This is a genomic window from Embleya sp. NBC_00896 (assembly GCF_045207785.1).
Lineage (GTDB): Bacteria > Actinomycetota > Actinomycetes > Streptomycetales > Streptomycetaceae > Embleya.
Genome location: NZ_CP108776.1, coordinates 274,610 through 297,838, shown reverse-complemented (window position 1 = coordinate 297,838; position 23,229 = coordinate 274,610). Strand labels below are relative to the sequence as shown.

19 protein-coding genes and 1 pseudogene are annotated in these 23,229 nt (G+C 70.5%); 5 read left to right on the top strand and 15 right to left on the bottom strand.

All coding sequences use genetic code 11. The features are described 5' to 3' along the window. Window positions 1–14: 14 nt before the first annotated feature. Entirely contained in the window at window positions 15–446 is a 432-nt protein-coding gene (locus OG928_RS01400) for a zinc ribbon domain-containing protein (RefSeq protein WP_406290709.1), read from the bottom strand. Between OG928_RS01400 and OG928_RS01395 the strand changes: the two are divergent. Further along, window positions 330–1,130, top strand: a pseudogene (locus OG928_RS01395) (amidohydrolase family protein); the annotation flags it as partial. The gene OG928_RS01400 and the pseudogene OG928_RS01395 sit on opposite strands and share 117 nt — an antisense overlap. Before the next feature lie 129 nt (window positions 1,131–1,259). Here OG928_RS01395 and OG928_RS01390 read toward each other — a convergent pair. Genes OG928_RS01390 through OG928_RS01375 form a run of 4 tightly spaced genes read right to left on the bottom strand, consistent with a single transcriptional unit; the run spans window position 1,260 to window position 4,821 of the window. Continuing rightward, complete coding sequence (locus OG928_RS01390) at window positions 1,260–2,072, bottom strand: type 1 glutamine amidotransferase (protein WP_406277880.1); 813 nt, start codon at window positions 2,070–2,072, stop codon at window positions 1,260–1,262. Next, window positions 2,069–2,812, bottom strand: a complete 744-nt coding sequence (locus OG928_RS01385) for an amino acid ABC transporter ATP-binding protein (protein WP_406277876.1) — start codon at window positions 2,810–2,812, stop codon at window positions 2,069–2,071. The genes OG928_RS01390 and OG928_RS01385 overlap by 4 nt, the downstream gene beginning before the upstream one ends. 3 nt (window positions 2,813–2,815) lie before the next feature. Beyond that, on the bottom strand, window positions 2,816–3,958 hold the full coding sequence (locus tag OG928_RS01380; RefSeq protein ID WP_406277873.1) for an amino acid ABC transporter permease: 1,143 nt from the start codon (window positions 3,956–3,958) through the stop codon (window positions 2,816–2,818). After that, the gene (locus OG928_RS01375) at window positions 3,943–4,821 is read right to left on the bottom strand and encodes an ABC transporter substrate-binding protein (protein WP_406277870.1); all 879 of its coding nucleotides are present in this window, start codon (window positions 4,819–4,821) and stop codon (window positions 3,943–3,945) included. Before OG928_RS01375 ends, OG928_RS01380 begins: the two co-directional genes overlap by 16 nt. A 230-nt stretch (window positions 4,822–5,051) precedes the next feature. Between OG928_RS01375 and OG928_RS01370 the strand changes: the two genes are divergently transcribed. Beyond that, window positions 5,052–6,098 (top strand): LacI family DNA-binding transcriptional regulator, encoded by a 1,047-nt coding sequence (locus OG928_RS01370; RefSeq protein ID WP_406277867.1) that lies wholly within the window; start codon window positions 5,052–5,054, stop codon window positions 6,096–6,098. 999 nt (window positions 6,099–7,097) lie between these two features. On the opposite strand, the gene OG928_RS01365 is transcribed toward OG928_RS01370, so the two are convergent. Together OG928_RS01365 and OG928_RS01360 are read right to left on the bottom strand one after the other, a co-directional pair. Beyond that, window positions 7,098–7,670, bottom strand: a complete 573-nt coding sequence (locus tag OG928_RS01365; protein WP_406277864.1) for a peptide deformylase — start codon at window positions 7,668–7,670, stop codon at window positions 7,098–7,100. After that, window positions 7,667–7,825, bottom strand: coding sequence for a hypothetical protein (locus tag OG928_RS01360; protein WP_406277861.1), 159 nt, complete (start codon window positions 7,823–7,825; stop codon window positions 7,667–7,669). The genes OG928_RS01365 and OG928_RS01360 overlap by 4 nt, the downstream gene beginning before the upstream one ends. 266 nt (window positions 7,826–8,091) lie before the next feature. Here OG928_RS01360 and OG928_RS01355 point away from each other — a divergent pair, with 266 nt between their 5' ends. Both OG928_RS01355 and tgmC read left to right on the top strand, forming a co-directional pair. Further along, the gene (locus OG928_RS01355) at window positions 8,092–8,727 is read left to right on the top strand and encodes a hypothetical protein (protein WP_406277858.1); all 636 of its coding nucleotides are present in this window, start codon (window positions 8,092–8,094) and stop codon (window positions 8,725–8,727) included. Continuing rightward, window positions 8,724–9,890: an ATP-grasp peptide maturase system methyltransferase gene (gene tgmC / locus OG928_RS01350; protein ID WP_406277856.1), complete on the top strand. Its 1,167-nt coding sequence runs from the start codon at window positions 8,724–8,726 to the stop codon at window positions 9,888–9,890. Before OG928_RS01355 ends, tgmC begins: the two co-directional genes overlap by 4 nt. 448 nt (window positions 9,891–10,338) lie before the next feature. On the opposite strand, the gene OG928_RS01345 is transcribed toward tgmC, so the two are convergent. From OG928_RS01345 to OG928_RS01335, 3 genes are all read right to left on the bottom strand, one after another. After that, window positions 10,339–12,216, bottom strand: a complete 1,878-nt coding sequence (locus OG928_RS01345; protein ID WP_406277853.1) for a hydantoinase B/oxoprolinase family protein — start codon at window positions 12,214–12,216, stop codon at window positions 10,339–10,341. Window positions 12,217–12,218: 2 nt separating this feature from the next. Further along, window positions 12,219–14,351 carry a hydantoinase/oxoprolinase family protein gene (locus tag OG928_RS01340; RefSeq protein WP_406277850.1) on the bottom strand — a complete coding sequence of 711 codons (2,133 nt, stop codon included), beginning with the start codon at window positions 14,349–14,351 and terminating at the stop codon, window positions 12,219–12,221. 574 nt (window positions 14,352–14,925) lie between these two features. Then, on the bottom strand, window positions 14,926–16,779 hold the full coding sequence (locus OG928_RS01335) for a S41 family peptidase (RefSeq protein WP_406277847.1): 1,854 nt from the start codon (window positions 16,777–16,779) through the stop codon (window positions 14,926–14,928). Between the two features lie 273 nt (window positions 16,780–17,052). On the opposite strand from OG928_RS01335, the gene OG928_RS01330 reads away from it, so the two are divergent. Then, a complete protein-coding gene (locus OG928_RS01330; RefSeq protein ID WP_406277844.1) occupies window positions 17,053–17,562 on the top strand; it encodes a DinB family protein in 510 nt (169 codons plus the stop codon). A gap of 75 nt (window positions 17,563–17,637) precedes the next feature. On the opposite strand, the gene OG928_RS01325 is transcribed toward OG928_RS01330, so the two are convergent. The 5 genes from OG928_RS01325 to OG928_RS01305 all read right to left on the bottom strand — a co-directional run bounded on the left by OG928_RS01325 (window position 17,638) and on the right by OG928_RS01305 (window position 23,185). Continuing rightward, on the bottom strand, window positions 17,638–18,537 hold the full coding sequence (locus OG928_RS01325; RefSeq protein WP_406277841.1) for a carbon-nitrogen hydrolase family protein: 900 nt from the start codon (window positions 18,535–18,537) through the stop codon (window positions 17,638–17,640). An 81-nt stretch (window positions 18,538–18,618) separates the two neighbouring features. Continuing rightward, window positions 18,619–19,269 (bottom strand): carbon monoxide dehydrogenase subunit G, encoded by a 651-nt coding sequence (locus tag OG928_RS01320; RefSeq protein WP_406277838.1) that lies wholly within the window; start codon window positions 19,267–19,269, stop codon window positions 18,619–18,621. Between the two features lie 15 nt (window positions 19,270–19,284). Then, a complete protein-coding gene (gene cutA, locus OG928_RS01315) occupies window positions 19,285–21,732 on the bottom strand; it encodes an aerobic carbon-monoxide dehydrogenase large subunit (protein ID WP_406277835.1) in 2,448 nt (815 codons plus the stop codon). Beyond that, the gene (locus OG928_RS01310; RefSeq protein WP_406290706.1) at window positions 21,729–22,262 is read right to left on the bottom strand and encodes a (2Fe-2S)-binding protein; all 534 of its coding nucleotides are present in this window, start codon (window positions 22,260–22,262) and stop codon (window positions 21,729–21,731) included. The genes cutA and OG928_RS01310 overlap by 4 nt, the downstream gene beginning before the upstream one ends. After that, entirely contained in the window at window positions 22,262–23,185 is a 924-nt protein-coding gene (locus OG928_RS01305) for an FAD binding domain-containing protein (protein ID WP_406277832.1), read from the bottom strand. The genes OG928_RS01310 and OG928_RS01305 overlap by 1 nt, the downstream gene beginning before the upstream one ends. Window positions 23,186–23,229 lie beyond the last annotated feature (44 nt).

Below are 23,229 nucleotides of genomic sequence, written 5' to 3'. Positions count from 1 at the left end.
GGCCAGTATGGCGGTCACAATGTCCGTTTTGACTTCCTCTCCGCGCCGAGGCACGGAGATTTCGGCCGCGCGTGTGCGCGTCGCCGTGGTTGACGCTTCACGGACCGGCTGGTGCCGAGGTCTCCACGTCGTGACACCGCATGTCCTGCGGCGTTGTGGTGCTTGTCGAGGATGTTCTTGGCGGCGTTCACGTCGGCGTGCGCGCGGTGGCCGCAAGCGGTGCACCGGAAGTCGGCTTGGCTCTTGCGCGACTTCGGGTCCACGTGCTTGCAGCGGTTGCAGGTCTGCGACGTGTACGCGGGATTGACCAGCACCACGGCCGTCCCGGTGTGCCGGGCGGCGTTTCGCAGAGCCAGTTCGAGCGGTGGGGGGAGCGCAAGGCCACACTGTCCCGCGAGGACGTCCTCGCCCGGGCCGAGGAGGTGCTGCGCTGGCAGGTCGCGCACGGCGTCCTGCACGTACGCAGCCACTGCGACGTGACCGACCCGGAACTGACCGCGCTGCACGCGCTGGTCGAGCTGCGCGAGCGGGTGCGGGACGTGCTCGACCTCCAGGTGGTGGCGTTCCCGCAGGAGGGCATCGTGTCCTTCGACGGGGGCGAGCGCCTGATGGCCCGGGCGGTCGACGCGGGCGCCGACGTGATCGGCGCGATCCCGCACTTCGAGGACACCCGCGAGGACGGGATCCGCTCGCTGGAGATCGCCTTCGAACTGGCCGAGCGGCACGGCCTCTCGGTCGACGTGCACTGCGACGAGATCGACGACGAGCAGTCCGGGTTCGTCGAGGTGGTCGCTACGCTCGCGCGCCGCTCGGGGCTCGGGGGGCGGGTGACGGCCAGTCACACCACCGCGATGGGCTCGTACAACGGCGCCTACAGCCGCAAGCTTCGGCGGATCGTGGCGCGTTCGGGGATCAATCTGGTCTGCAACCCGATGGTGAACCTGACCCTCCAGGGCCGCTTCGACGACTACCCGAAGCGGCGCGGGCTGACCCAGGTCAAGGAGATGCCGGCGGCCGGCGTCAATGTCGCGTTCGGCCACGACGACGTGATGGACCCGTGGTTCCCGCTGGGCACGGCGAATCCGGTCCAGGTCGCGCACGCGGGCATCCTGGCGGCGCAGTTGTCCGGGCAGGACGAGATCGTGGAGGCGTTCGCCATGGTCACCGACCGGGCCGCCCGCGGAACGGGTCGACTTCACCCGGCCCTGACGCGTCCGCCCGCGAAGCCGCCTCGGCACCCCGAGGCGGCTATCGCGTGGTCAGTCGCCGGTGCCGGCGCCGGCCAGGCGGTCCGTGACCACGGCGGCCCACCGGTCGGCGAGGGCGCCCCAGTCCGCGCGCAGCCGCGGCTCGATCGCGGCCACCTCGGCGACGAGCACGGCGGGGTCGATGCCCAGTGGGGGCAGCTGTCCCTCGTCGTGGCTCGCCCACTCGCGGGCCGCGTCGGTGAGCACCTCCGGGTGGAACTGCACGGCCCACACGTGTTCGCCCAGTCGGTACGCCTGGACGGCGCAGTGTTCGCTGCCGGCCAGTACCACCGCGCCGGGCGGGAGCGACTCGGTCTCCTCCCAGTGCCATTGCACGGCCGGGGTGCCGTGTTCGGCGTCCACGGTGAGCGGCGCGAACAGCCGGTCGGTGCCGGCCGCCGCGGTCGTGGTGACGGTCACCGGGCCGACCTCCGGATGCTCGGCGTGGCGTACGGAGCCGCCGCACGCCACGGTCAGGAGTTCCGCGCCGAGGCAGATGCCGAAGGTGGGCAGGTCGGCGGCGGTGGCCTGGCGGAGCAGGGTGCGGGTGTGCGGCAGCCACGGGGAGGTCGCGTCGTCGTACGGCCCGGGGGTGCCGCCGAGGACCAGGAGTGCGTCGAATCCCGTGAGGTCGTCGGGGAGTTCGTCGCCCTTCCAGGGGCGGCGGAGGTCGAGGCGGAAGCCGTGCGCGGCGATCCGCTCGCCGAAGAGGCCGGGGCCGGTGCCGTCCTCGTGTTCGACCACGAGCACGTTCGCGGTGCGCGGGGGCTCGCCGCCGCGGGTCGCGGGTGTGCCGGGTGCGGTGTGCTGCCGGGCGTCGTTCACAGGCGGCCTGCCTCGATGATGCGGTGCAGGAAAGCACGGGTTCGTTCGTGGGTCGGGTCGCCGAAGATCTGTTCGGGCGGGCCTTCCTCGACGAGGACGCCTTGATGGAGGAAACAGACTTTACCGGACACTTCGCGGGCGAATCCCATCTCGTGGGTGGCGAGCAGCATGGTCATTCCGTCGTCGGCCAACTCGCGCACGATCGCCAGGACTTCGGCGACGAGTTCGGGGTCGAGGGCGGAGGTGATCTCGTCCAGGAGCAGGACGCGGGGTTCCATCGCGAGCGAGCGGACGATGGCGGCGCGCTGCTGTTGCCCGCCGGAGAGGCGGTCGGGATGGGCGTCGGCCTTGTCGGCGAGGCCGACCCGGGCCAGCAGCGCCATCGCCTTCTCCTCGGCCTCGGCGCGGGACAGGCGGCCGAGTTTGACCGGGGCGAGGGTGATGTTGCGCAGCACGGTCATGTGCGGGAAGAGGTTGTAGCTCTGGAAGACCATGCCGATGTCGCGGCGCAGCCGGTTGACGTCGGTGCCGGGACCGGAGACCACGTCGCCGTCGAGGCGGATCTCCCCACCGTCGATGTCCTCCAGGGCGTTGATACAGCGCAGCAGCGTGGACTTGCCGCTGCCGGAGGCGCCGATGAGGGTGACGACCTGGTGGTGTTCGACGGACAGGTCGATGCCGGTGAGGACGCGGTGGTCGCCGTAGGTCTTGTGGACGTCGTCGATGTCGAGGAAGGCCATGGGTCAGGCTCCCTTGGCCTGGGCGCGGTGTTCGCGGGCGACGAGGTGGTCGACGAAGCGCGCCTGGGGGATGGTGACGAGGATGAACAGCACGGCCACGACGGTCACCGAGGACAGGTTGAAGTGATTGGTGGCATGGATCTTCGACTGGTTGAAGGCGTCGATGGTGCCGATGACGGCGACCAGGGCGGTGTCCTTCTGGAGGCTGATGAAGTCGTTCAGGAGCGGTGGCACGACGCGCCGCCCGGCCTGGGGGACGATCACGTGGCGCAGCGTGGCGCCGTAGGACAGGCCCAGCGAGCGAGCGGCGGCGGTCTGCCCGTTGTGGATGCCTTCGATGCCGGCGCGGTAGACCTCGGCGACGTAAGCGCCGTAGGTGAGGGTGAGGGCCGTGATGGCGAACCATTCGGCGGACAAGGAGCTCAGGAAGGGGACTTCGGCGAGCGGGAGGCCGAATCCGACCAGGTAGATGACGATGATCGCGGGGACGGCGCGCATCAGGTCGATGTAGGCGATGGCGAGCATGCGCAGCGGGCGGCCGGCGCGGCCGGGGGCGAGTCGGGCCAGGGCCAGGGCCAGGCCCCAGACCATCACCAGCACTTGGGCGACCACGGCGATGTACAGGTTGGTGCCGAACGCGCGGGTGATGTCGGCGAAGCTGATCCGCATCACGTGGCCGTCGAGGAAGGTCCGCTGGACGACGCGGTCGTTGCCGAGTACGAACCACACCAGGCCGAGTGCGCACGCGGCGGCGAGGGCCCAGCCGAGGGTGGTCCAGGACAGTTCGCGGGAGTGCGCGGCGGTGCTGCGGGACTTGGCCCAGTTGCCCGCCCGCCAGGCGCGGGCGCTGTCGCGGGCCGCGCGTTGTGCGCCCAGGGCCGGGCGCAGGAGCAGCAGGATCGCGGCGACCGCGGCGGCGGTGAGGATCCAGGTCGTGGCTCCGCCGACGGGGGTGCCGTCGAGCGCGGTGTGCGCGGTCGTGCCGGTGAGCAGGGCCAGGGCCGCGGTGGCCAGGGTGCCCGCAAGGGCGGTCCCGGCGAGGAGCGTGCAGGGGCGCGGCGGTGCGGCGGCGGTCGGCGTGTGCCGGGTCTTGGTGGGGGCGAGCACCGGGCCGTCGGTGGCGATGTCGGTCATGAGACGGTCCACACGGGGATGGTCTTGGGGTCGCCGCCGAACGCCGGGCCGAGGTAGGTGGTGGCGAGGGAGTCGAAGGTGCCGTCCTCGCGCATCTGCTTGATGATCGCGTCCAGGGTGGCGGCGTTGGCCGAGCCCTTGGGGTAGAGCGCGCCGTACGACTCGCCGGTGTCGTACTGGCCGACGACCTTGAGCTTGCCGCCGGACTTGTTGGCCTTGCCCAGGACGATGGCGACGTCGGTCATCGCGACGTCGATCTGGCCGGCTTGCAGGGCCGCGTCCATCTCGGGGTCGCCCGCGAAGACGCTGGGCGCGGAGGCGGGCTTGATCTTGTCGGCGACGAACGCGGCGCCGGTGGTGCCCTGCTTGACGCCGATGCGGAGCTTGGGGAGGTTCGCGGCGGTGACCGTGGAGTCGCCCTTGACCAGGACGGCGATGTTCGACGCGTAGTAGGGCTCGGAGAACGTGACGGCCTTGCGGCGCTCTTCGGTGATCGAGATCTCGGCCAGCGCGAGATCGAAGTCGTGCGTCTTGCCCGCGACCAACGCGTCGAAGGAGGCGTTGGCGATCTTGAGCTTGTCCAGTCCGGCGCGGTAGGCGATGTTCGCCGCCATGCAGTACTCGTAGCCGTCCTTGATGGCCTTGACGGTGTCGCCGTTCCACCAGCCCGGCGAGGGCAGGTCGCCCTGGACAGTCAGGGTGTTCTTGGCGGTGGGGTCGAGCTTGAACTCCCCGCGCTTGCCGGTCACGGTGCATTTGCCGTATGTGGTGGAGCCCTTGGCGTCCGTCGTCGCCGTGGAGGCGTCGCCGCCCGGACTGGAGCAGGCGGCGAGCGTCAGCGTGGCGGCGAGTATCGCTGTGATGGACATGCGCATGCTTGGCATCGAAGGATTTCCTTCTGAGAGCGGGGACGTGTGGGATAGGCTGCCCAAAACGTTTTGGGCGCGTCAAGGGTTTGCCTGCCACGAAACCAAAACGTTTTGGTTCGGTGCACCGACGACCGGCGAGGAAGGCCGGGCACGTCGGCGGCCGACGACTTACGACGGACGCACGACGACGCACGACGAGTCGCGACGGCACGCGGCGGATGGGAGAGAGCGGCGCCATGGACGGCACTCGGGGGAAGCGCAGGAAGCGGATCGGCATTCGCGATGTCGCGGAGGCCACCGGCCTCTCGATCACGACCGTCTCGCACGCGCTCAGCGGCAAGGGCCAGATCGCTCCGCAGACCCGGGCCCGGGTGCGCGAGGCCGCGGACCGGCTCGACTACCGGCCCAGCCCGGTCGCCCGCGGCCTGGTGTCCGGTCGCACCGGAATCCTCGGCCTCGCGGTCAGCCACCTCGGCGCCGCGCCGTGGGAGGGCACCTATCGGCCGTACTACGCGGCGTTCTCCGCCGGCGCGACCATGGCCGCCATCGAACGCGACTACGCCCTGGTCGTCGTCCCCGGCGACCCCGCCTCCGGCCTGTGGGCACGCGTACCGATGGACGGGCTGATCATCATCGACCCGGTGCGCGACGACCCGCTGCTGGTCGATTGCACCCGGCGCGGACTTCCCTTCGTCACCGACGGCCGCCCGATCGATCCCGGCTACGAGGACGTCGCCACCATCGACAGCGACCTGGAGGGCGGGATGCCCGCCATCCTCGACCACCTGTGGGACAGCGGGGCCCGCGACATCGCCCTGCTCTCCGGTTCCGAGGTCGACGCCTACACCCAGGACTGCGAAGCCCTCTACCGCGCCTGGTGCGAACGGCGCGGCCGGCGCCCCAGGGTGGAGGCACCCGCCCCCGGCGAGCAACCCGCCCGGGCCGCCCACAGACTCCTCGCCGGCCCGGACCGTCCCGACGCCGTGCACGGCCTCAACGAGACCTACGGCCAGGCCCTCCTGGTCGCCGCCCGGCGCCTGGGTCTGGCCATCCCCGACGACCTCCGGGTCAGCGTGATGAGCGAGACGGCCGACCCCAAGGACTGGGACATCCCCCTGACCGCCCTGAGCCTGGACGCGAAACGCATCGGCGCGGAGGCCGCGGCGGTGCTCATCGACCTCCTCGCGGGGTCGCCGGCCGTCAAGACCGTCGTGCCCTGCACCGTCGTGCCCCGCGAATCGACCCGCGGTCGCGCCGTCGCGGCGGATCTTCCCGCCGACTGACGCGACCGGCGGCGGTGCGCCGCCGCGTCACGGGTCGACCGCTCGACGGCTCTCCGGAAACGCGAAGACGGATGAGGACATTGCCCGCCTGTCCCCACTCAAGCACCGCAACCTCAACGTACTGGGCCAATACAGGTTCACCGCCTCCACCCCGGCCGGCGGCCCGCGGCCGCTGCGCGACCCGGACGCCGCCGGGCTCGACGAGGACTGGCCGAACCCATATGCCCGCTCACTCAGTGCCGCCTGTCAGCGACGACCCGCTCAGCGTCCCCGAATTTACTCGATGGGTCTGCGCCGTAGCTGCCACCAGCGTCGCGTGGAGACGATTCCTGACTGCGCTTCTCGGAACTTGCGCTCCTTGCGGCGTCGTGCCGAGCTCGGCCCCGGAGCGGTTGTCCATGGACAACCGCGACACCTGACCGGGGATGGGTACGGCGGGCGGCATCGGGTTGTCCATGGACAACTGCGCCCCCGGTTCCCCCGGCTTCGACGTCGCGGCGCTCGGCCCGCCAGGCGAGCACCGGGATTCGTTCTCCGAGTCACCTTTCGTTTCAACTTCGCGGCTTCCTCCGATGCCCAGCTCGTGCCACAACGCGAGCAAGTCGGCAGTTTCGAGCGCAGGGTTCTCCTTGCACCGCCGGGCGAGCTGACGCCCGAAGCGTTCCGGCATGTCGCCCGTACTCAAGAGAGCTTGCAGCCTGCCGGAACCCGAGCATTCCTCTCACAGGATGTTCTCGACCTCGTCAGCGGAGCCGAGCGTCGGCTGACCTACACCCAATGGGACTGACGCGGCACCGAACCGGCCGTACAGGTTGCGTTGACGCAAGACGGCCTTCTCCAAAAGCGTCTCGGACACCCGAACCTACGGTCCGCATGTGCCACGGCGCGCGCCAGGACGCCTGGCAGCCCACGGCGATCGACGCGTGTCCGGGAGCTGCGGGCCGGTAGCGGTGCGGCCGCCTCAGTGGCCGTGGAATAGAGGGATTCAGGCCGTCCGACCTATTCGTAAGCCCATGCGTGGCCGGTCTGGCGGTACTGCTCGACAGGGATCGGGCTCACCTCTGGGCGCATGCGGGCGGTGTAGAGGAGTCCGTCGAGGTGGTCGATCTCGTGGTGGACGAGTCGGGCGAGACCGCGTTCGTAGACGGTGGTGATCGTGGCACCATCGACTGTGGTGGTCTCGACGGTGATTCGCAGTGAGCGGGGGACTGCGCCGCGGACGTCGAAGAAGCTGAGGCAGCCTTCGTACTGCTCGTCCACCTCGTCGGACCGGGCGGTGATGATCGGGTTGAGGAGCACGATCGGCGAAGTCCCGGCCTCTGCGGGCCGTACCGTTGCGGCGGCACGGCCGATGCCGATCTGGGGGGCGGCCAAGCCCAGGCCCTTGCCGCTGAAGTCGTGGGCTGCAGCGATTTGGTCCATCGCGATGGACAGTTCCCGGATGACCCGTGCCGCCTCCGCGCGCTCTGCAGGAAAAACGAACGGGTCCGCGTGCCGGGTCAGGATGTCCGCACCCTCTTGAACGACGCCGATGTCCTGCATTCGCCGGCTGGGGCGCACCTGGTCGGTCACCGCGACTCTCCCTTGGTGTCGTATTGGGCCCGGAATCGCCATTCGAGCCGGTACCGAGTGTGCAGGGCCGGGGCGGTCGTGGACCACGTGTAGACGCGGGTCTCGCCCTCGTCGCGGCACGCTATCGCGGTCCGGAGCGCGGCTTCGGCAGTCATCGACGTCTCGGTGCCCCACACTGTCGGGTCGAGCGCGCGAGGAAACACGAGATGGACTTCAAGGTGTTCGGTGGGCAGACGGATCGCGCGCTGGAACCACCGGCCCCATCCACGGCGTCCTGCGGACCCCGAGCCGGCACGTCCAGCTCGGGAAGGTCCGCGCGGTCTGGCACCGGCATGCGACCGAGTACGGGGCGGCCTTCGCGCACCTGTCCGAGCAGGACGCGCTGTTCGCGACCGCTCAGGCTCGACACGGTCTCGGCGGCGTGCTCGCCGCCCTGCCCTGTCTCCAGGTCAACCACCCGCACGCGACCGCGGCCGCCTCGTACAAACCGATCGGCCTGGCCGCCGCGGTACGCGCCGGCTTCACCGTTCCCCCGACCCTGATCACCTCCGATCCGGACGCCGCGCGCACATTCGCGAAGGACCACGGACCGGTGATCCACAAGCTCTTGCGAGTCACGCGCCACCTCGACCCGGACGAGATGCCACTGACGGTATGGACCACCGCCGTGGAGCCGGACGACATCGACGACGACGTGGCCGGCACCGCCGCCTTGTTCCAGACCCGCGTCGACTCCGTCGCGGACATGCGGGTCACCGTGGTCGGCGGTCGACGGTTCGCTGTCCGGATCGACTCCGGGCTGTTGGACTGGCGCACCGACTACGACCGGCACACCTACCGGCCGATCGATGTTCCGCCTGAGGTCGCGGATTCGATCACGGCCTACATGGCCGATCTGCGACTGGTCTACGCCTGCTTCGACTTCGCTCTCACCGCGGCCGACGACTGGGTGTTCTACGAGGCCAACCCGAGCGGGCAATACGGCTGGATCGAGGCCGCCACCGGCCTGCCGATCACACCGACGTTCGCCGATCTCCTACAGAACGGAACGGCATGACCGATCAATCCACACCCGACGCCATCGCACTCCGGCGCCGGCTCGCGCACGCCCTGGTCGAAGCCGGGCACATTCACACCCCGGCCTGGCGCACGGCGGTCGAGGCGGTCCCCCGCGAAGCCTTCGCCTGTGAATGGTTCACCCGCAGCGACACCGACCAGGGAACGCTGTGGACCCCCGTCACCGGCGACGCGGCGACCCTGGACACGATCTACACCGACGTCACCCTCGTCACCCAACTCGACGAGGTACGGCCCTCCGACGCGCCGGGCCCCGTATACGGCTCGCCCACCTCATCCTCGACCCTGCCGAGCCTGGTCGTCGGCATGCTCGAAGACCTCCGGGTCGGCGACACCGATCGGGTCCTGGAGATCGGTACCGGCACGGGCTACTCCACCGCCCTGCTCACCCATCGACTGGGCGACGACCGAGTGACTTCGATCGAGGTCGACCCGGACACCGCGGCCCGCGCCGCCGCATCACTCAAGGAAGCCGGTTTCCGCCCCCGACTCGTCGTCGGCGATGGCCTCGACGGCGCACCCGAACACGCCCCATACGACGGGATCATCGCCACCTGCGCCGTGCGCCGCGTACCGCAACCATGGCTCGACCAAGCCGCCCCCGGCGCAACCATCCTCACCAACATGACCGGCTGGCTCTACGCGTACGGACAGGCCCGCCTCACCGTGGTCGATGCCGACAACGCGGTGGGCGAGTTCCTGCCCGGCAGCATCTCGTTCATGACCGCGCGCCGCCACGCAGCGCCGCCCATGGACGACCACGCAGCCCTGACCGCGACCGGCCCCGGTCGTCCCACATCCCTCGGCCCGGAAGTTCTGAGCGACTGGACGGGCCGCTTCGTCCTCCAGGGCGCGCTACCGACCACCACACACCGGACGACGCGCATCGGCGACGGACCGTACCTCAACCATCTGATCGCCGTGGATGGCTCCTTCGCGACGCTGCTCCCCCAGTCCGACGGCACCTGGAATGTCCGCGAGGGCGGGGCAGTCAAGCTCTGGGAACAGGCCGAGAAGCTTGTCGGAGCCTGGCGAGATGCCGGCTCCCCCAGTACCGAGATGTTCCGCTTCCGCATCGTGTCCGGTGAACAGACGATCCACCTTCCCGGCACCGATCTGGCGTGGAACCTGCCGGGCGCATAGCCCGGAGTATGCGAGAAACCAGGCCCGTTCGACGACGGACAACTCGGGTTTCTCCTCGTCAGGCTCCTGCGTGGGCCTGGGACGCGAGGTGATGGCCAGAGATGTCCTGTCTCGGCGAAGTTAGTCGTCCGCATTGCCGCTGAATTGCGTGGACTGGATTGGGTGAGACGTGTGGACTTTGCAATCGCGACCAGCAGCGACCTCACCCTCTGGACCCGCCCTCAGTTCCACAGCGAGGACTGAACGGCCACCGGAGCACGTTCGGGCACCTTGCCATCCAACCTGGTCCGCCCAGGTCAGGTGGCACGTCTACGACTAAGTTGGATGGCAAAGGACAAGAGCGCCTGGTCGCTCGCAACGGTTCCGACAAGACCATGGTCCGGGTTGTCCATGGACAACCCGGACCATGGTGTCGGTCGACGGGGGTGTGGGCCCGGCGCCGTCGTCCCTACAGCAGGTCCACCGCCGGGTAGGCGTCGCCGCCGGACAGCAGCGCGTAGCCCGGGCCGCGGTCGAAGAACGGCTCGACCTCGGGACGCTCGGCGCGCATCGACGCGCGCAGCGCCGCGGTCGCGGGCTCGTCCACGGCCAGCTCGTCGCCCTCGCCGACGAGCACGACGCCGTAGTCGTCGGCCGCGGCGCCGGCGGAGACCTTGCCCCACCGCACGTCCCGCAGCACCGACTCGGTCAGCCGGTCCAGCGGGTCGCCCCAGCCGCCGCCCCCGGTGGTGCGGATCCGGATCACCTCGCCGGCCTTGACCGGTTCGTCGTCGACCAGGCCGTCCATCTCGCGCTCGTTCGGGCCGCCCGGGTCGATCACCACCTGGAAGGAGCGCCCGGCCTTGCCGCCCTTGACGCCCCAGCAGGCCAGGATCGAGCGGTCGGCGATCGACATGAACGACGCGTCGAGCAGCATCCGGATGTGCTTCTCGTAGCCGAGGCCGCCGCGGAACTGGCCGGGACCACCGGAGTCGGTGGCCAGGCCGAGCCGTTCGACCAGGAACGGGAAGCGCGACTCGGTGAACTCGGTCGGCAGGTTCCGCGAGTCCGGCACGACGTGGATGGTGTCCTCGCCGTCCGCGTAGTAGCGACCGCCCGAGCCGCCGCCGAGCACCTCGCGCATGAGGTAGTCGCGGCCGTCCGCGTCGTGCCCGTACACGCCGGTGTAGCGGATCGTCTCCTGGTCGGCCGGCATCTTGCCGTCGACCGCCTTGGCGAGCACGCCCGAGAGCACGCCGAGCAGGCGCAGGATCACGAAGGTGCGGGCGTTGGTGGGGGCCGGGAAGATCGGCGTGAGCAGCGTGCCCTTCTCCGGGAACTTCATCTCGATCAGCGGCACCACGCCCTCGTTGACGTCGAGTTCGGCCATCCGCTCGGGAGTGTCCGCGAGGTTGCGCAGGATGGGGGCGAGCCACTTCTTGAGGAAGTTGCCGTCCGCGTAGTCGCCGCAGTGGTTGATCGGGCCCTTGGCCTGCTTGGACGTGCCGGTGAAGTCGATGACGATCTTCTCGGGCGTCTTGGTGAGGGTGATCCGCTGCGTGTGCAGCATCGGCTCGTCCACGCCGTCGTGCTCGGCGTAGTCCTCCCACACGTACTCGCCGTCGGGGATCTTCGAGAGGATCTCGCGCCGGTAGGTCTCGGTGGTCTTGTCCAGGATCGCGTCGAAGCACGCCTCGACGGTCTCGCGGCCGTAGCGCTCGAAGAGTTCGCCGAGCCGGCGCGAACCCATCAGACACGCGGAGCACTCGGCGTCGAGGTCGGCGGCGAGCGAGTCCGGCATCCGCGAGTTGCGGGTCATGATCCGCAACGCGGCGACGTTCGGGACGCCCTGGTCCCACAGCTTGATCGGCGGGACCATCAGGCCCTCTTCGTACACGCTGGTCGCGCCCGAGGGCATCGATCCGGGGCAGCAGCCGCCGATGTCGTCGTGGTGGCCGAACGCCTGGACGAACGCGACGACCTGCCCGTCCGCGAACACCGGGACGGTCACGCACAGGTCGGGCAGGTGGCCGATGCCGCCCTCGGACTCGTAGACGTCGTTGTGGAAGAACACGTCGCCGGGGCGCATCGTCTCCAGCGGGAAGTCCCGGGCGACGGGGTGCACCAGGGCCGAGTACGAACGGCCGGTCAGCTTGCGCAACTTGCGGTCGTGGATGCCGGCCCGGAAGTCGTGCGCGTCGCGGATCATCGGTGAGCGGGAGGTCCGGCCGATGGCCGTCTCGACCTCCATCTCGACCGAGGCCAGCGTGCCCTCGACGATCTCCAGGAGCACGGGGTCCACACCGTGCAGCGCGTCCTGCGCCGTGGTGGCGGTGGTGGTGGTCATGCTCAGGCTCCCTTCGAGGTGGTGTCGCGGGTGACGACGACGTTGCCGTACGCGTCGACGCGGGCGGCGAAGCCGGGATGGATCGGGATGGTGGAGCCGAATTCCTCGATGATCGCGGGTCCGGTGATCACATCGCCGGGCGCCAGTTCGGGCCGCGTGTACACGGTCGTGTCGACGTAGCCCTCGCGGTCCTCGAAGCACACCGACCGGGTGCCGGTGCGGGCGCGCTCGACGCCGCCGTCGCGGGCGGGCAGTTCGCGCAGTTCGGGCCGGCGGATCGGCCCGACGCCGGTGACGCGCAGGTTGACCCACTCGACGGTCTGGCTCGCGTCGCCGCGGAAGTTGTAGCCATAGAGCTGTTCGTGCGCGGCGTGGAACGCCTCGGCGACGGTGTCCGCGAGTTCGCCGTCGAACGGGCCGTCCGGCACCGGGACGCGGACCTCGAAGGCCTGTCCGAAGTAGCGCAGGTCGGCGGTGCGCACGTAACGGTGGTCCTCGGCCGCGAAGCCCTCCTTGTCGAGGGCCTCGCCCGCCTTGCCCGCCAGCTCGCCGAAGATGCCCGCCACCTTGGCGTGGTCGAGCTCGGGGTGGCTGCCGACGGCGGTCTGCACGTAGTCGCAGCGCACGTCGACGGTGAGCAGGCCGAACGCCGAGACGTTGCCGGGGTCGCGCGGCACGATGACGCCGGCGAGGCCGAGGATGTCGATGAGGCGGCACAGCAGCAGGGAGCCGGAGCCGCCGAAGGTGGCCATGGTGAAGTCGCGGACGTCCAGGCCGCGCTTGACGGTGATCTGTCGCAGCGCGTTGGCCTGGTTCCAGGCGGAGATCTCCAGGATGCCGGTGGCGCACTGCTCGACGCTGATGCCCAGCTCGGCGGCGAACTTGGTCAGGCCCTCGCGGGCCGCCTCGACGTCGAGCGGGATCTCGCCCCCGAGCAGGTGCGGGGGGATCCGGCCGAGCAGGACGTGCGCGTCGGTGATGGTGGGCTCGACGCCGCCCTTGCCGTAGCAGATGGGGCCGGGATCGGCGCCCGCCGAGCGGGGTCCGACCTTGAGCGTGCCCTCGGGGGAGGTCCACGCGATCGAGCCGCCGCCCGCGCCGACGGTGACCACGTCGATCATCGGGATCTTGGACGGGTAGCGCCCGATCGAACCCTCGGTGGTCAGCGTCGGCTCGCCGCCCAGCACCACCGACACGTCGGTGGAGGTGCCGCCGCCGTCACAGGTCAAGACCTTGTCGAAGCCGGCCTTCTCGGCGATCAGGGCCGCGCCGAGCGCGCCCGCCGCGGGGCCGGACAGGACGGTGGTGATCGGCTGGTGCACGACCTCCTCGGCGGAGAGCACGCCGCCGTTGGACTTCATGATGGCGAACGGGACCCGACGGGGCTCGTCGGTGTCGGCGGTGGTGAACGCGTCCAGACGGCGGCGGATGCCGCCGACGTAGCGGGCCACGCGCGGCTTCACGGCGGCGTCCACGAGCGTGGTCATGGAGCGCTCGTACTCGCGGTACTCGCGCAGCACCTCGGAGCTGATCGACACGACCGCGTCGGGGTGTTCCTCGCGCAGGATCTCGCGCATGCGCAGTTCGTGCGCCGGGTTGGCGTAGGAGTGCAGCAGGCACACGCCGATGGTCATGATGCCCTGGTCGCGCAGCCGCCGGGCCGCGGTGCGGGCGCCGTCCTCGTCGAACGGGCGGACCTCGTTGCCCTTGAAGTCGAACCGGCCGCCGACCGTGTGCACCAGGTCGACCGGCACGATGCGGTCGGGCTTGACCCAGAAGTAGGAGTTGCCGTAGCCGTCCGGGACCGCCTGACGGGCGATCTCCAGGATGTACTCGTAGCCCTCGGTGGTGATGAACCCGAGGCGGTCGATCTTGTCCTCGAGGAGCTGGTTGGTGGCCACCGTGGTGCCGTGCGCGACCGCGGTGACGTCGGCTCCGGTACAGCCGAGCAGGCCCAGGACCTTGTCGATCCCGTTCATGAAGCCGTCGGCCGGGTCGCTCGGCGTGGACGGCGTCTTGGTGGTGACGAGTTCGCCGGACTCCTCGTCCAGGGCGACCACGTCGGTGAAGGTTCCGCCGGTGTCGATGCCGATACGAATCCGTCGGCGGGGTCCCGCCGCTGCGGCAGGCGTCATCAGCGCGCTCCAATCGGGGAGGCAGGGAAGTCGGGTTCGCGGAGGGCTGGTCGCCCGGCTGCTGTCAGCGATTCAACTTCGCCATGCCATGGCACGGAATCGGCAACTTCTGCCAAGGGTCTCGGCAACACTTGGTGATTTCCGTGAGCTGTCGCTCCCCACACCCCGACGTCGGGACGCGGACGCGATCACCCGGGGCGAAAATGGCCCTGCGGGTCGGATCGGTTTCGCGAACAATCGGCGCATGCCTTCGTCCTCGCCCCGACCCCGTCCGCGCCCGGCCCCATCCACCGAAAACTGGATCGGCGCCGTGGTGGGCTTCGGTCGCAGGTCCGTGCGGCTGCACGAGGTGGACGTACGGGCCGCGTGGCGCCCCGAACCGACGAGGTTCGGGTTCGAACACATCACGCAGGTCGGCTTCGGCGGGCGCTGCGCGCGCGGGCGCTGCGCGCAGGCGCTGCCCGAGTTCGCGGGCCCGCGGCCGGACCGACGCACCCCGGACGGCGCGCGGGCTCGCCGTGCACGTCGTGCGGGTGCGCACGACGTGCACGGCATCGCGGCGTTGCCGCGAGTACTACTGGATCGGCTCGGTGCAGCTGGAGACGAGTGCTCCGGACGAGAACCCCTCCACCCGTACGGACTGCGCCGCGCCCGGTCCCGGCACCGTGACGTCGACCCGGCCGTCGGCGACGTCCACCGACGTGCGGGGGCGCCGGTCGAGGTAGACGTCGGCCCGGTCCACGTTGGTCGTCTTCAGGGTGAATCGCAGGACACCGTCGGTCCGCGCGAGGCCCGCGATGGTCACCGTGTGCGGGGTCTGTGCCTTGAGCAGCTCTCCGGCTCGGGCGAGCAGGTCGACGTTGTCCTCCAGCAGGTCCTTGCGGGTCATGGTGTGGCGCTTGTCCGGGACGACGCCGAGATCCTCCACGGGTGTGCCCGACAGGTCGCCGACGCGCAGTGTCCGACGGATGGACACGCGCATGCCCGCCCCCTTCGGCAACGGCTCGTACGGCGTCTCCGGGTCGCCCTCGAGCAGCGCGCTGAGCAGGTCGTGGGTCCAGACGTTGGCCCCACCCGCTCCGGTGTTGTCGTCGGCCCCGAGCACGGGTCCGATCCCGTGGTCCTGGAAACCGGCGGCGAAGATGTCGGTGGCGGAGTAGCAGCGCGCGTTGGTGATCAGGACGACGGGCCCGGAGTACTCCTGCCCGATGTCGTTGGCACCGGCCACAGGGGTGATGGGGAAGGCGTTGGAGAAGGTGGCGCCGGTCTCGACGGCCTGCTCCATCGACGGCACCCAGGCACCGAGGTCGATGTTCGGGTTGTCCTGATGCGTGCGGCAGATGCGCAGGTTGACGGGCGTGTTGATGAACTGCACCGGTTCGGGGGCGATCCGTCGGGGGCAGAGCGTCTGGAGCGTGAACTCGGCGGCGTGGATGTGCCCGCCGCCGTTGTCGCGGACATCGACGATGAGACCGTTCTGCGGAAGTTTGCCGATCAGGCGGACGAACTCGCGCACGAAGGCGGCGGGGTTGTCCACGCTGAACGTGAAGATCCGGACGTGGCCGAAGGTGCCCGAGGGAGTGGTCACCTCGCGGGCCCGGAAGACCTTGGGCATCGTGCTCGCGATTTCCCCCTGCGCGAGGTCGGGCGCCGGTTCGCCCGCGGCGAACGCGCGCTCCTGGGCGGCGATCTGCGGTGCGAACAGCGTCACCTTGGCCCGGCCGGTCTCGTCCGCGTCCAGGTCCAGGCCCTGGGCGAGCGCGGCGGAGGTGATCGTGTCGGCGTTGACGAACGGCGGCGCGTTGTCCCCGACCCGCCAGTCCACCCGCAGCTCACGAGCGGCGCCGGCGGCGAGGTAGCTGACGGTCACCCACTCCTCGAACGGGGGCAGGTGGATCCTGAGCGGACGGACCGTGAGCGACTGCACGCCGCGGCTGTGCCGGGCGGCGGCGTTGCTCCCCGCGTAGCGGGCGGCGTTGAGGTCGACGGCCTGGGCGATGGGGATGCCGCTCCAGTGCGTGATCTCGACGCCGGGCTTGAAATCGGGCTCGGGGAGCGGGAACTGGGGGGCGATGTGGGTCACCAGGAAGTGCGGACCCTGCTCGTCGGTGTACTCCTCGATCAGGAACGGGAGAAACGCGACCTTGCCCGCGAAGGGCAGGGGGAGCAGGTAGTTGGTGTGCAGGTCCCTGACCGAGTGGAAGATCTCCGACAGCTCGGCGTGGAAGAGCCATTCCTTGGGCATCGTCGATTCGGTCTGCCGCTCCAGCCGCCGGCGCAACACGCGCAGCCGTTGCACCGGATTCACCGCGTGCATCGCCGTCTTCAGCGGTAGATGGACGTAGTTCTGCTCGAACAGGACCAGCGCCTGGTCGACGAGGAGTTGCCGCTCGCTCAACGTGAGAGTGCCTTGCAGGACTGTCGCCATGGTGCCTCCGGTTACGTTCGCCGAGCCGCATCGGCCTACCCCCAGTGTTCGGCCGACCACGCCGGCGGAACGTCATCGACACGACACTTCACCCATTGGACGCCAAAATGGCGGTCCCGTCACGAACCATGTCGATTCCGAGGTGGACGAGTCGCGACCGGATGGGCTGATTCGGGTCGAGCCGTTTCGTGTTGTTGCGGGTGCGTGGTCGCCGTTGCCGGCATAGTCGGGCGGCGCGGGCGAGTTGGTAGACGACGTCGAAGGGCAGGCACCATGAGCGGCGACCCGATGGCCACCACGCGCGAGCGCGCCGACCTGCTGGAATCGCTGGCGAGGCATCGCGGGTTCCTGCGGCAGACGGTCCAAGGGCTCACCGACGAACAGGCGGCGACGCGCACCACCGTGAGCGAACTCTGTCTCGGCGGCCTGATCAAACACGTGGCCGGCACCGAGGCGTCCTGGATGCGATTCGCGGTCGGCGGCGCTGAGGCCATGGCGAGCGAACCGGTCGACTGGGAGGGCCAGTTCCGGATGGCCGAGGGGGAAACGCTCGTCGGACTGCTCGACGCGTACGAAGCGGTGGCGCGCGGGACCGACAAGCTGGTGGCCGACCTGCCCGACCTGGACGCGTCCCATCCGCTGCCCGAAGCCCCGTGGTTCGAGCCGGGCGCCCGGTGGTCCGTGCGCCGCGTCCTTCTGCACGTCATCGCCGAGACCGCCCAGCACGCCGGGCACGCGGACATCCTCCGCGAATCGCTGGACGGCGCGAAGACCATGGGCTGACCGCCCGGGCATGCCGGTGGGGACCACCCTCCGCCGCGGCGATGGATGGTCCCCGAATCGGCGCCCGCCGGGCCGTCAGCCGTGCGGGAAGGTCGTCTTCGCCGGGCGGACCAGGTCGTCCGCGTAGTTCGCGATCAGATCGAGGTTGCGATCCGCGAGGTGGTCGAACACCTGCGGGACGTTGGAACCGGGGGTCAGCGACGCGAGCGCGCGGTCCGGGTCCAGCCGGGCCGAGACCCAGCCCTCGTGCGACGATCCCCGCGCGAGCACCTCGGCGCCGGGCGTGACGATCATCGAATTGCCGAAGTAGAGCACGCCGGCCGGATCGCTGCCGGTCGCGTTGGCGCCGATCACGTACACGTGGTTGTCGTACGCGCGGGCCCGGCAGGTCAGTTCCCACAGGTCGGCCGAGCGCAGCAGCGCGGACGGCCGGCAGATGACCTCGGCGCCGTGCACGGCCTGGATCCGGCTGAGCTCCGGGTAGTCGCCGTCGAAGCAGATGATCATGCCGATCCGGCCGAGGTCGGTCTCCACCACGCTCACCCACTCGCCCGGGGTGACCCAGCCGCCGCGCGAACGCAGTTCGGGCCCGAACGGGTGGGTCTTGCGATAGACGCCGAGGACCCTTCCGTCCGGTCCGGCCAGCACCGACGAGTTGTACACGACGCCGCGGTCCTCGCCGCGCTCGTAGGTGCCCCACACCAGGTGCACGCCCAGTTCGCGGGCCCGTTCCTGGAAGGGCGCGGTGAGCGCGCCGGGGATGTCGTCGACGAGGTCCCACAACTCCTCCGCGCCCAGCGCCGGGGTGAACCCGGTGGTGACGCTCTCCGGCAGCACGATCAACTCGGCACCGGTGGACTCGACGCATCGGGTGACCCAGTCGAGCGCGTGGGCGATGTTCGCCTCGACCACCGCCGATGTGAGCGGCCCGGGCCGGGGCACGATCTGGACGGCCGCCGCCGTGAACGCACGCATGTCTGATCCTCCTTGCTGGTGCCGTGACCGGAAACCTTCACCGGTTCCCGGTCGCGGCACTCGGGACGCGGGTACGACGGGTCAGCGGCGCCGGGCGATCAGGCCGCCGACGATCGCGCCGAGCAGCGCCACGGTCGCGCCGAACAGCGCGCCCTTCGCGAAGTCGTCGCCACCGATTCCGGCGAGCGCAGACGTCGCGGCCGGGGCCGCGTACACGCCGGCGGGGGCGGCGCCGTCGGCCGCGGCCACGACGGGCGTTCCGTTGAGCGCGGGGGCGGGGGCGAGCGGGGTCTTGCCGGTGAGGATGTTGTCGACGGACTTGAAGAACTCACCGGCCGTCTTCTTCGCGACGCCGGTCAGCATCCGCTGGCCGACCCCGCCGATGACGCCGCCGACCACGGCCTCGGCGTCGTATTCGAGCCGGGTCCGGCCGCCGTCGAGGTCCTCCAGGGTGACCTTGACCTCCGCGCTGACCGTGCCGGGACCGCCCGAGCCGGACGCCTTGAGCATGAACGAGCCGGGCGGCACCTGGTCGGTGAGCTGCACGTTGCCCAGGTAGGTGCCCTTGATCGAGGCGACGCCCATCGTCACGGTCATCCGGTAGGCGTCGGGGCCGGTCTCCTCCAGCTTCTCGCAGCCGGGGATGGTGCGGGTGAGCACGGCCGGGTCGTTCAGCGCCGCCCAGACCTTCTCGGCCGGCGCGTTCAGGATGGCGTTTCCTTGGACCTTCATGGTGCGACGTGCTCCTTAACGGTGGGTGCCGGGGGCGCTGCCCGCGCCGGCGGAGTGATCGGCGCCGCGGCGCAGGGCCGGGATCTCGCCGGCGGCGAACCGCTTGCGCAGGTGGAACAGTTCGGAGGGCTGGATGGGCATCCGGACGATCGGGAAGCCCTCGGCGTCCTCGATCGCGGAGGCGAACACGGCCGCCCCGGGGATCACGCCCGCCTCGCCCGCGCCCTTGATGCCGAGCGGGTTGAGCGGGGAGGGCGTCTCCAGGTGGTCGATCTCGATCTTGGGGACCTCGCTCGCGTACGGCATCAGGAAGTCCATGAACGACGCGTTGACCAACTGGCCGTGCTCGTCGTACTCCATCCGCTCGTACAGCGCCCCGCCGACGCCCTGCGCGACGCCGCCGTGCACCTGTCCCTCGACGATCATCGGGTTGATCAGGTGTCCGCAGTCGTGCACGACGCAGTAGCGCAGGATGCGGATCTCGGCGGTGTCCGGGTCGGTCTCCACGATCACCGCGTGCATCCCGTTGGCGAACGTCGCGGTCGGCGGCGAGTAGTAGTCGCGGCCCTCCAGGCCGGGTTCCTCGCCCTCGGCGATCGGCGGCTTGGACAGGTCCGCGGTCCCGGTGAGCTGGGTGGCCGCCTGGGACGCCTCGTCGAAGGCGTAGCGCAGCGGGTTGGACAGCACCGCGACGGTGCCGAGGGCGACCGAGGAGCCGGGGCTGCCCTTGACCCGCACGTGGCCGTCGACGATCTCCAGGTCGCGCGGGTCGGCCTCCAGGGCCTCGCCGGCGATCCGCAGCGCCTTGGCCTTGACGTTGCGCGCCGCCAGCGCGATGGCGTTGCCGCTCATCACCGCCGCCCGGGAGGCGAACGTGCCCACCGCGTACGGGAAGCGGCGGGTGTCGCCGGTGGTCACGGTGACGTCTTGGAGCGGTACGCCGAGTTCGTCGGCGACGATCTGCGCGAACACCGTCTGGTGTCCCTGGCCCTGGCTGGTCAGGCCGGTGGCGACGTTGACCTTGCCATTGGTCTCGACCTGGACGTGGCCGCCCTCGTAGGGCCCGACACCGGTGCCCTCGACGTAGCACGCGACGCCGATGCCGACCCGGCGCCCCTCGGCGCGGGCCTGCGCGCGGTAGGCCTCGAACTCGTCCCAGCCGACCAGCTTCTTGAGCGCGTCCAGCGACGCGGGGAAGTCGCCCGAGTCGTAGATCAGCGGGCGGCCGTCCTGGAAGAGCAGGCCGTGGTCGTAGGGCATCTCGTCGGGCTTGATGAAGTTGAGCGCGCGCACCTGGGTGCGGTCCTTGCCGAGGTGGTCGGCGATCGCGTCCATCGCGCGTTCCATCGCGAACACGCCCTGCGGGCGGCCCGCGCCGCGGTAGGGGGTGACTATCACCGTGTTGGTGTAGAGGCTGCGGAAGTCCACCCGGTAGGCGCCCGGCTTGTACGGTCCCAGGAGCTGGGTGGAGGTGATGATCGGGACGATGATCCCGTACGGCGTGTAGGCGCCGTTGTCGTGCAGGATCTCCACGTCGAGGCCGAGCAGTCGGCCGTCGTCGTCGAAGCCCACGCGCACGGTCTGCAATTGGCCGCGTTCGTGCGCGGCGGAGATGAAGTGCTCGCGGCGGTCCTCGGTCCACTTGACCTCGTGGTCCAGCAGCCGGGCCGCCCACGGGACGAGGATCTCCTCGGGCCAGGGGTGCACGATCTTGACGCCGAAGCCGCCGCCGACGTCGGGGGTGACGCACTCGACCCGGTCCAGCGGCAGGTCGAGCTTGGCGGCCACGGCCGCCCGGACGCCGGTGGAGGTCTGCGTGGAGGTGTACACGCGCAGGCTCGCGTCGGCGGCGTCCCAGCGGGCGTAGACGCCCCGGCCCTCCATGGGCATGCACGCGCTGCGTTCGATGTCCAGGTGCAGTTCGAGCCGGTTGGGCGCGGCCGCGATCGCGGCGGGCGCGTCGCCCACCTCCTGGACGAAGTGCGCGGCGCAGTTGCCGGGGACGTCCTCGTGTACCAGGCGTTCGGCGCGGAAGGCGTTCTCGATGCCGACGACCGGGGGCAGCGGTTCGTACTCGACGGTGATCCGCTCGCACGCGTCCTCGGCGAGGTAGCGGTCGCGCGCGACGACCATCACGACGGCCTCGCCGACGTGGTTGACGAACTCCTTGGCCAGCGCGTAGGCGGTGCGGCCGTGGGTGAGCGCGGGGTGCGGGATGAGCAGCGGCAGCGGCTCGGCGACCCGGTCGGTGAGGTCCTCGTACGTGTAGATCGCGACCAGGCCGTCCACGTCGAGGGCGTCGCTCACGTCGATGCCGGTGATCCTGGCGCGGGCGTGCGGGCTGCGTACGAACGCGGCCTCGTACGCGCCCTCGCCGAGGTCGTCGAGGTAGCGGCCGTTGCCCACCAACAGCCGCAGGTCCTCGGTGCGCTGGACGGGGGCGCCGAACATCTTCGTGGTCATCGGGCGTCCCCTTCGGCCTGGTCCCGGCCCTGCTCGGCGGTGATCTCGGCGGCGCGCAGCACGGACTTCACGATGTTCTGGTAGCCGGTACAGCGACACAGATTGCCGGAGATCGCCTCGCGCGCCTCCTCCTCGGTGGGCGTCGGGTTCTCCTTCACGAAGGCCGCGACGACGGTGAGGAAGCCGGGGGTGCAGAACCCGCACTGGAGGCCGTGGCATTCGCGGAAGGCCTGCTGCACGGGGTGCATCGTGCCGTCCGGATCGGCGAGCCCCTCGACTGTGGTGATCTCGTGGCCCTGAGCGCTCACCGCGAACATCAGGCACGCGCGCATCGGCTTGCCGTCGATCTGTACGGTGCACGCGCCGCACACGCCGTGCTCGCAGCCGACGTGGGTGCCGGTCAGACCGAGGTCGTGGCGCAGGCAGTCGGAGAGCAGCCGGCGCGGCGTGACGGTGGTGGTGCGCAGGACGCCGTTCACGCTCAACCGGATGTCGAGCCGTTGCTCGGTGGGGATCTGCGTCTCCGTCATCATGCGCTCCGCTCGTTCGTGCCGGTGGTGCCGGTGCTGCCGGGTGCGTTGGGGTCGGTGGTCGCCGCGCGTTCGGTGGCGGTGCGCAGGGCTCGGGCGGTCAGCACGCCGGCGACCTGCGCGCGGTACTCGGCGGTGGCGTGGATGTCGGGCTCGGGGTCGATCCGCGAGGTCGCCAGGGTCACCGCGTCCCGCCAGATCGCGGTGTCGGCGGTGCGCCCGATCAGCGCGTCCGTGAGGTCGAGCACGAGCGGGGTGGAGGAGATGGACAGGTACGCGGCGCGGGCCGAGACGATCCGCAGGTCGTCGTCGAGCGTGACGGCGGCCGCCACGCCGCAGATCGCGTAGTCGCCGTGTCGGCGCGCGGTTTCCACGAACTCGGTGCCGGTGCGGCCCGGCAGCCGGGGGAAGTACGCGGACACGGCCAGCTCGCCGGTCTCGATGCACGCCTCGAGGGGGCCGACGAAGAAGTCCTCGGCGGCGACCGTGCGGGTCGAGCCCTTGCGGGCCAGTACGACCGAGCCGCCGAGCAGGGCGAGTACGGCGGTCATCTCGCCGGAGGGGTCGGCGTGCGCGAGGCTGCCGACGGTGGTGCCGCGGTTGCGGATCACCGGGTGGGCGACCAGGCGCAGGCCCTGGCGCAGCAGTGGAACGGCCGCGTACGCGGCGTCGTCCGCCTCGACCTCGGCGTGCCGGGCGAGCGCGCCCACCGCGACACCGCCGGGGTCGGTGCGGACATAGGAGAGTTCGGCGAGCCCGTTGATGTCGACCAGGTGAGCCGGGGCCGCGAGTCTCATGTTGAGCATCGGGATCAGACTCTGGCCGCCGGCGAGGACCTTTCCGTCGTGGCCGACCGCGTCGAGGGCCTCGAGGGCCTCGGCCAGATTGGTCGGTGCGTGGTATCGGAATGCCGACGGCTTCACGGTGCTCGTCCTCTCCTGGTGTTCGCGTGCGGTGTCGCGGTGGG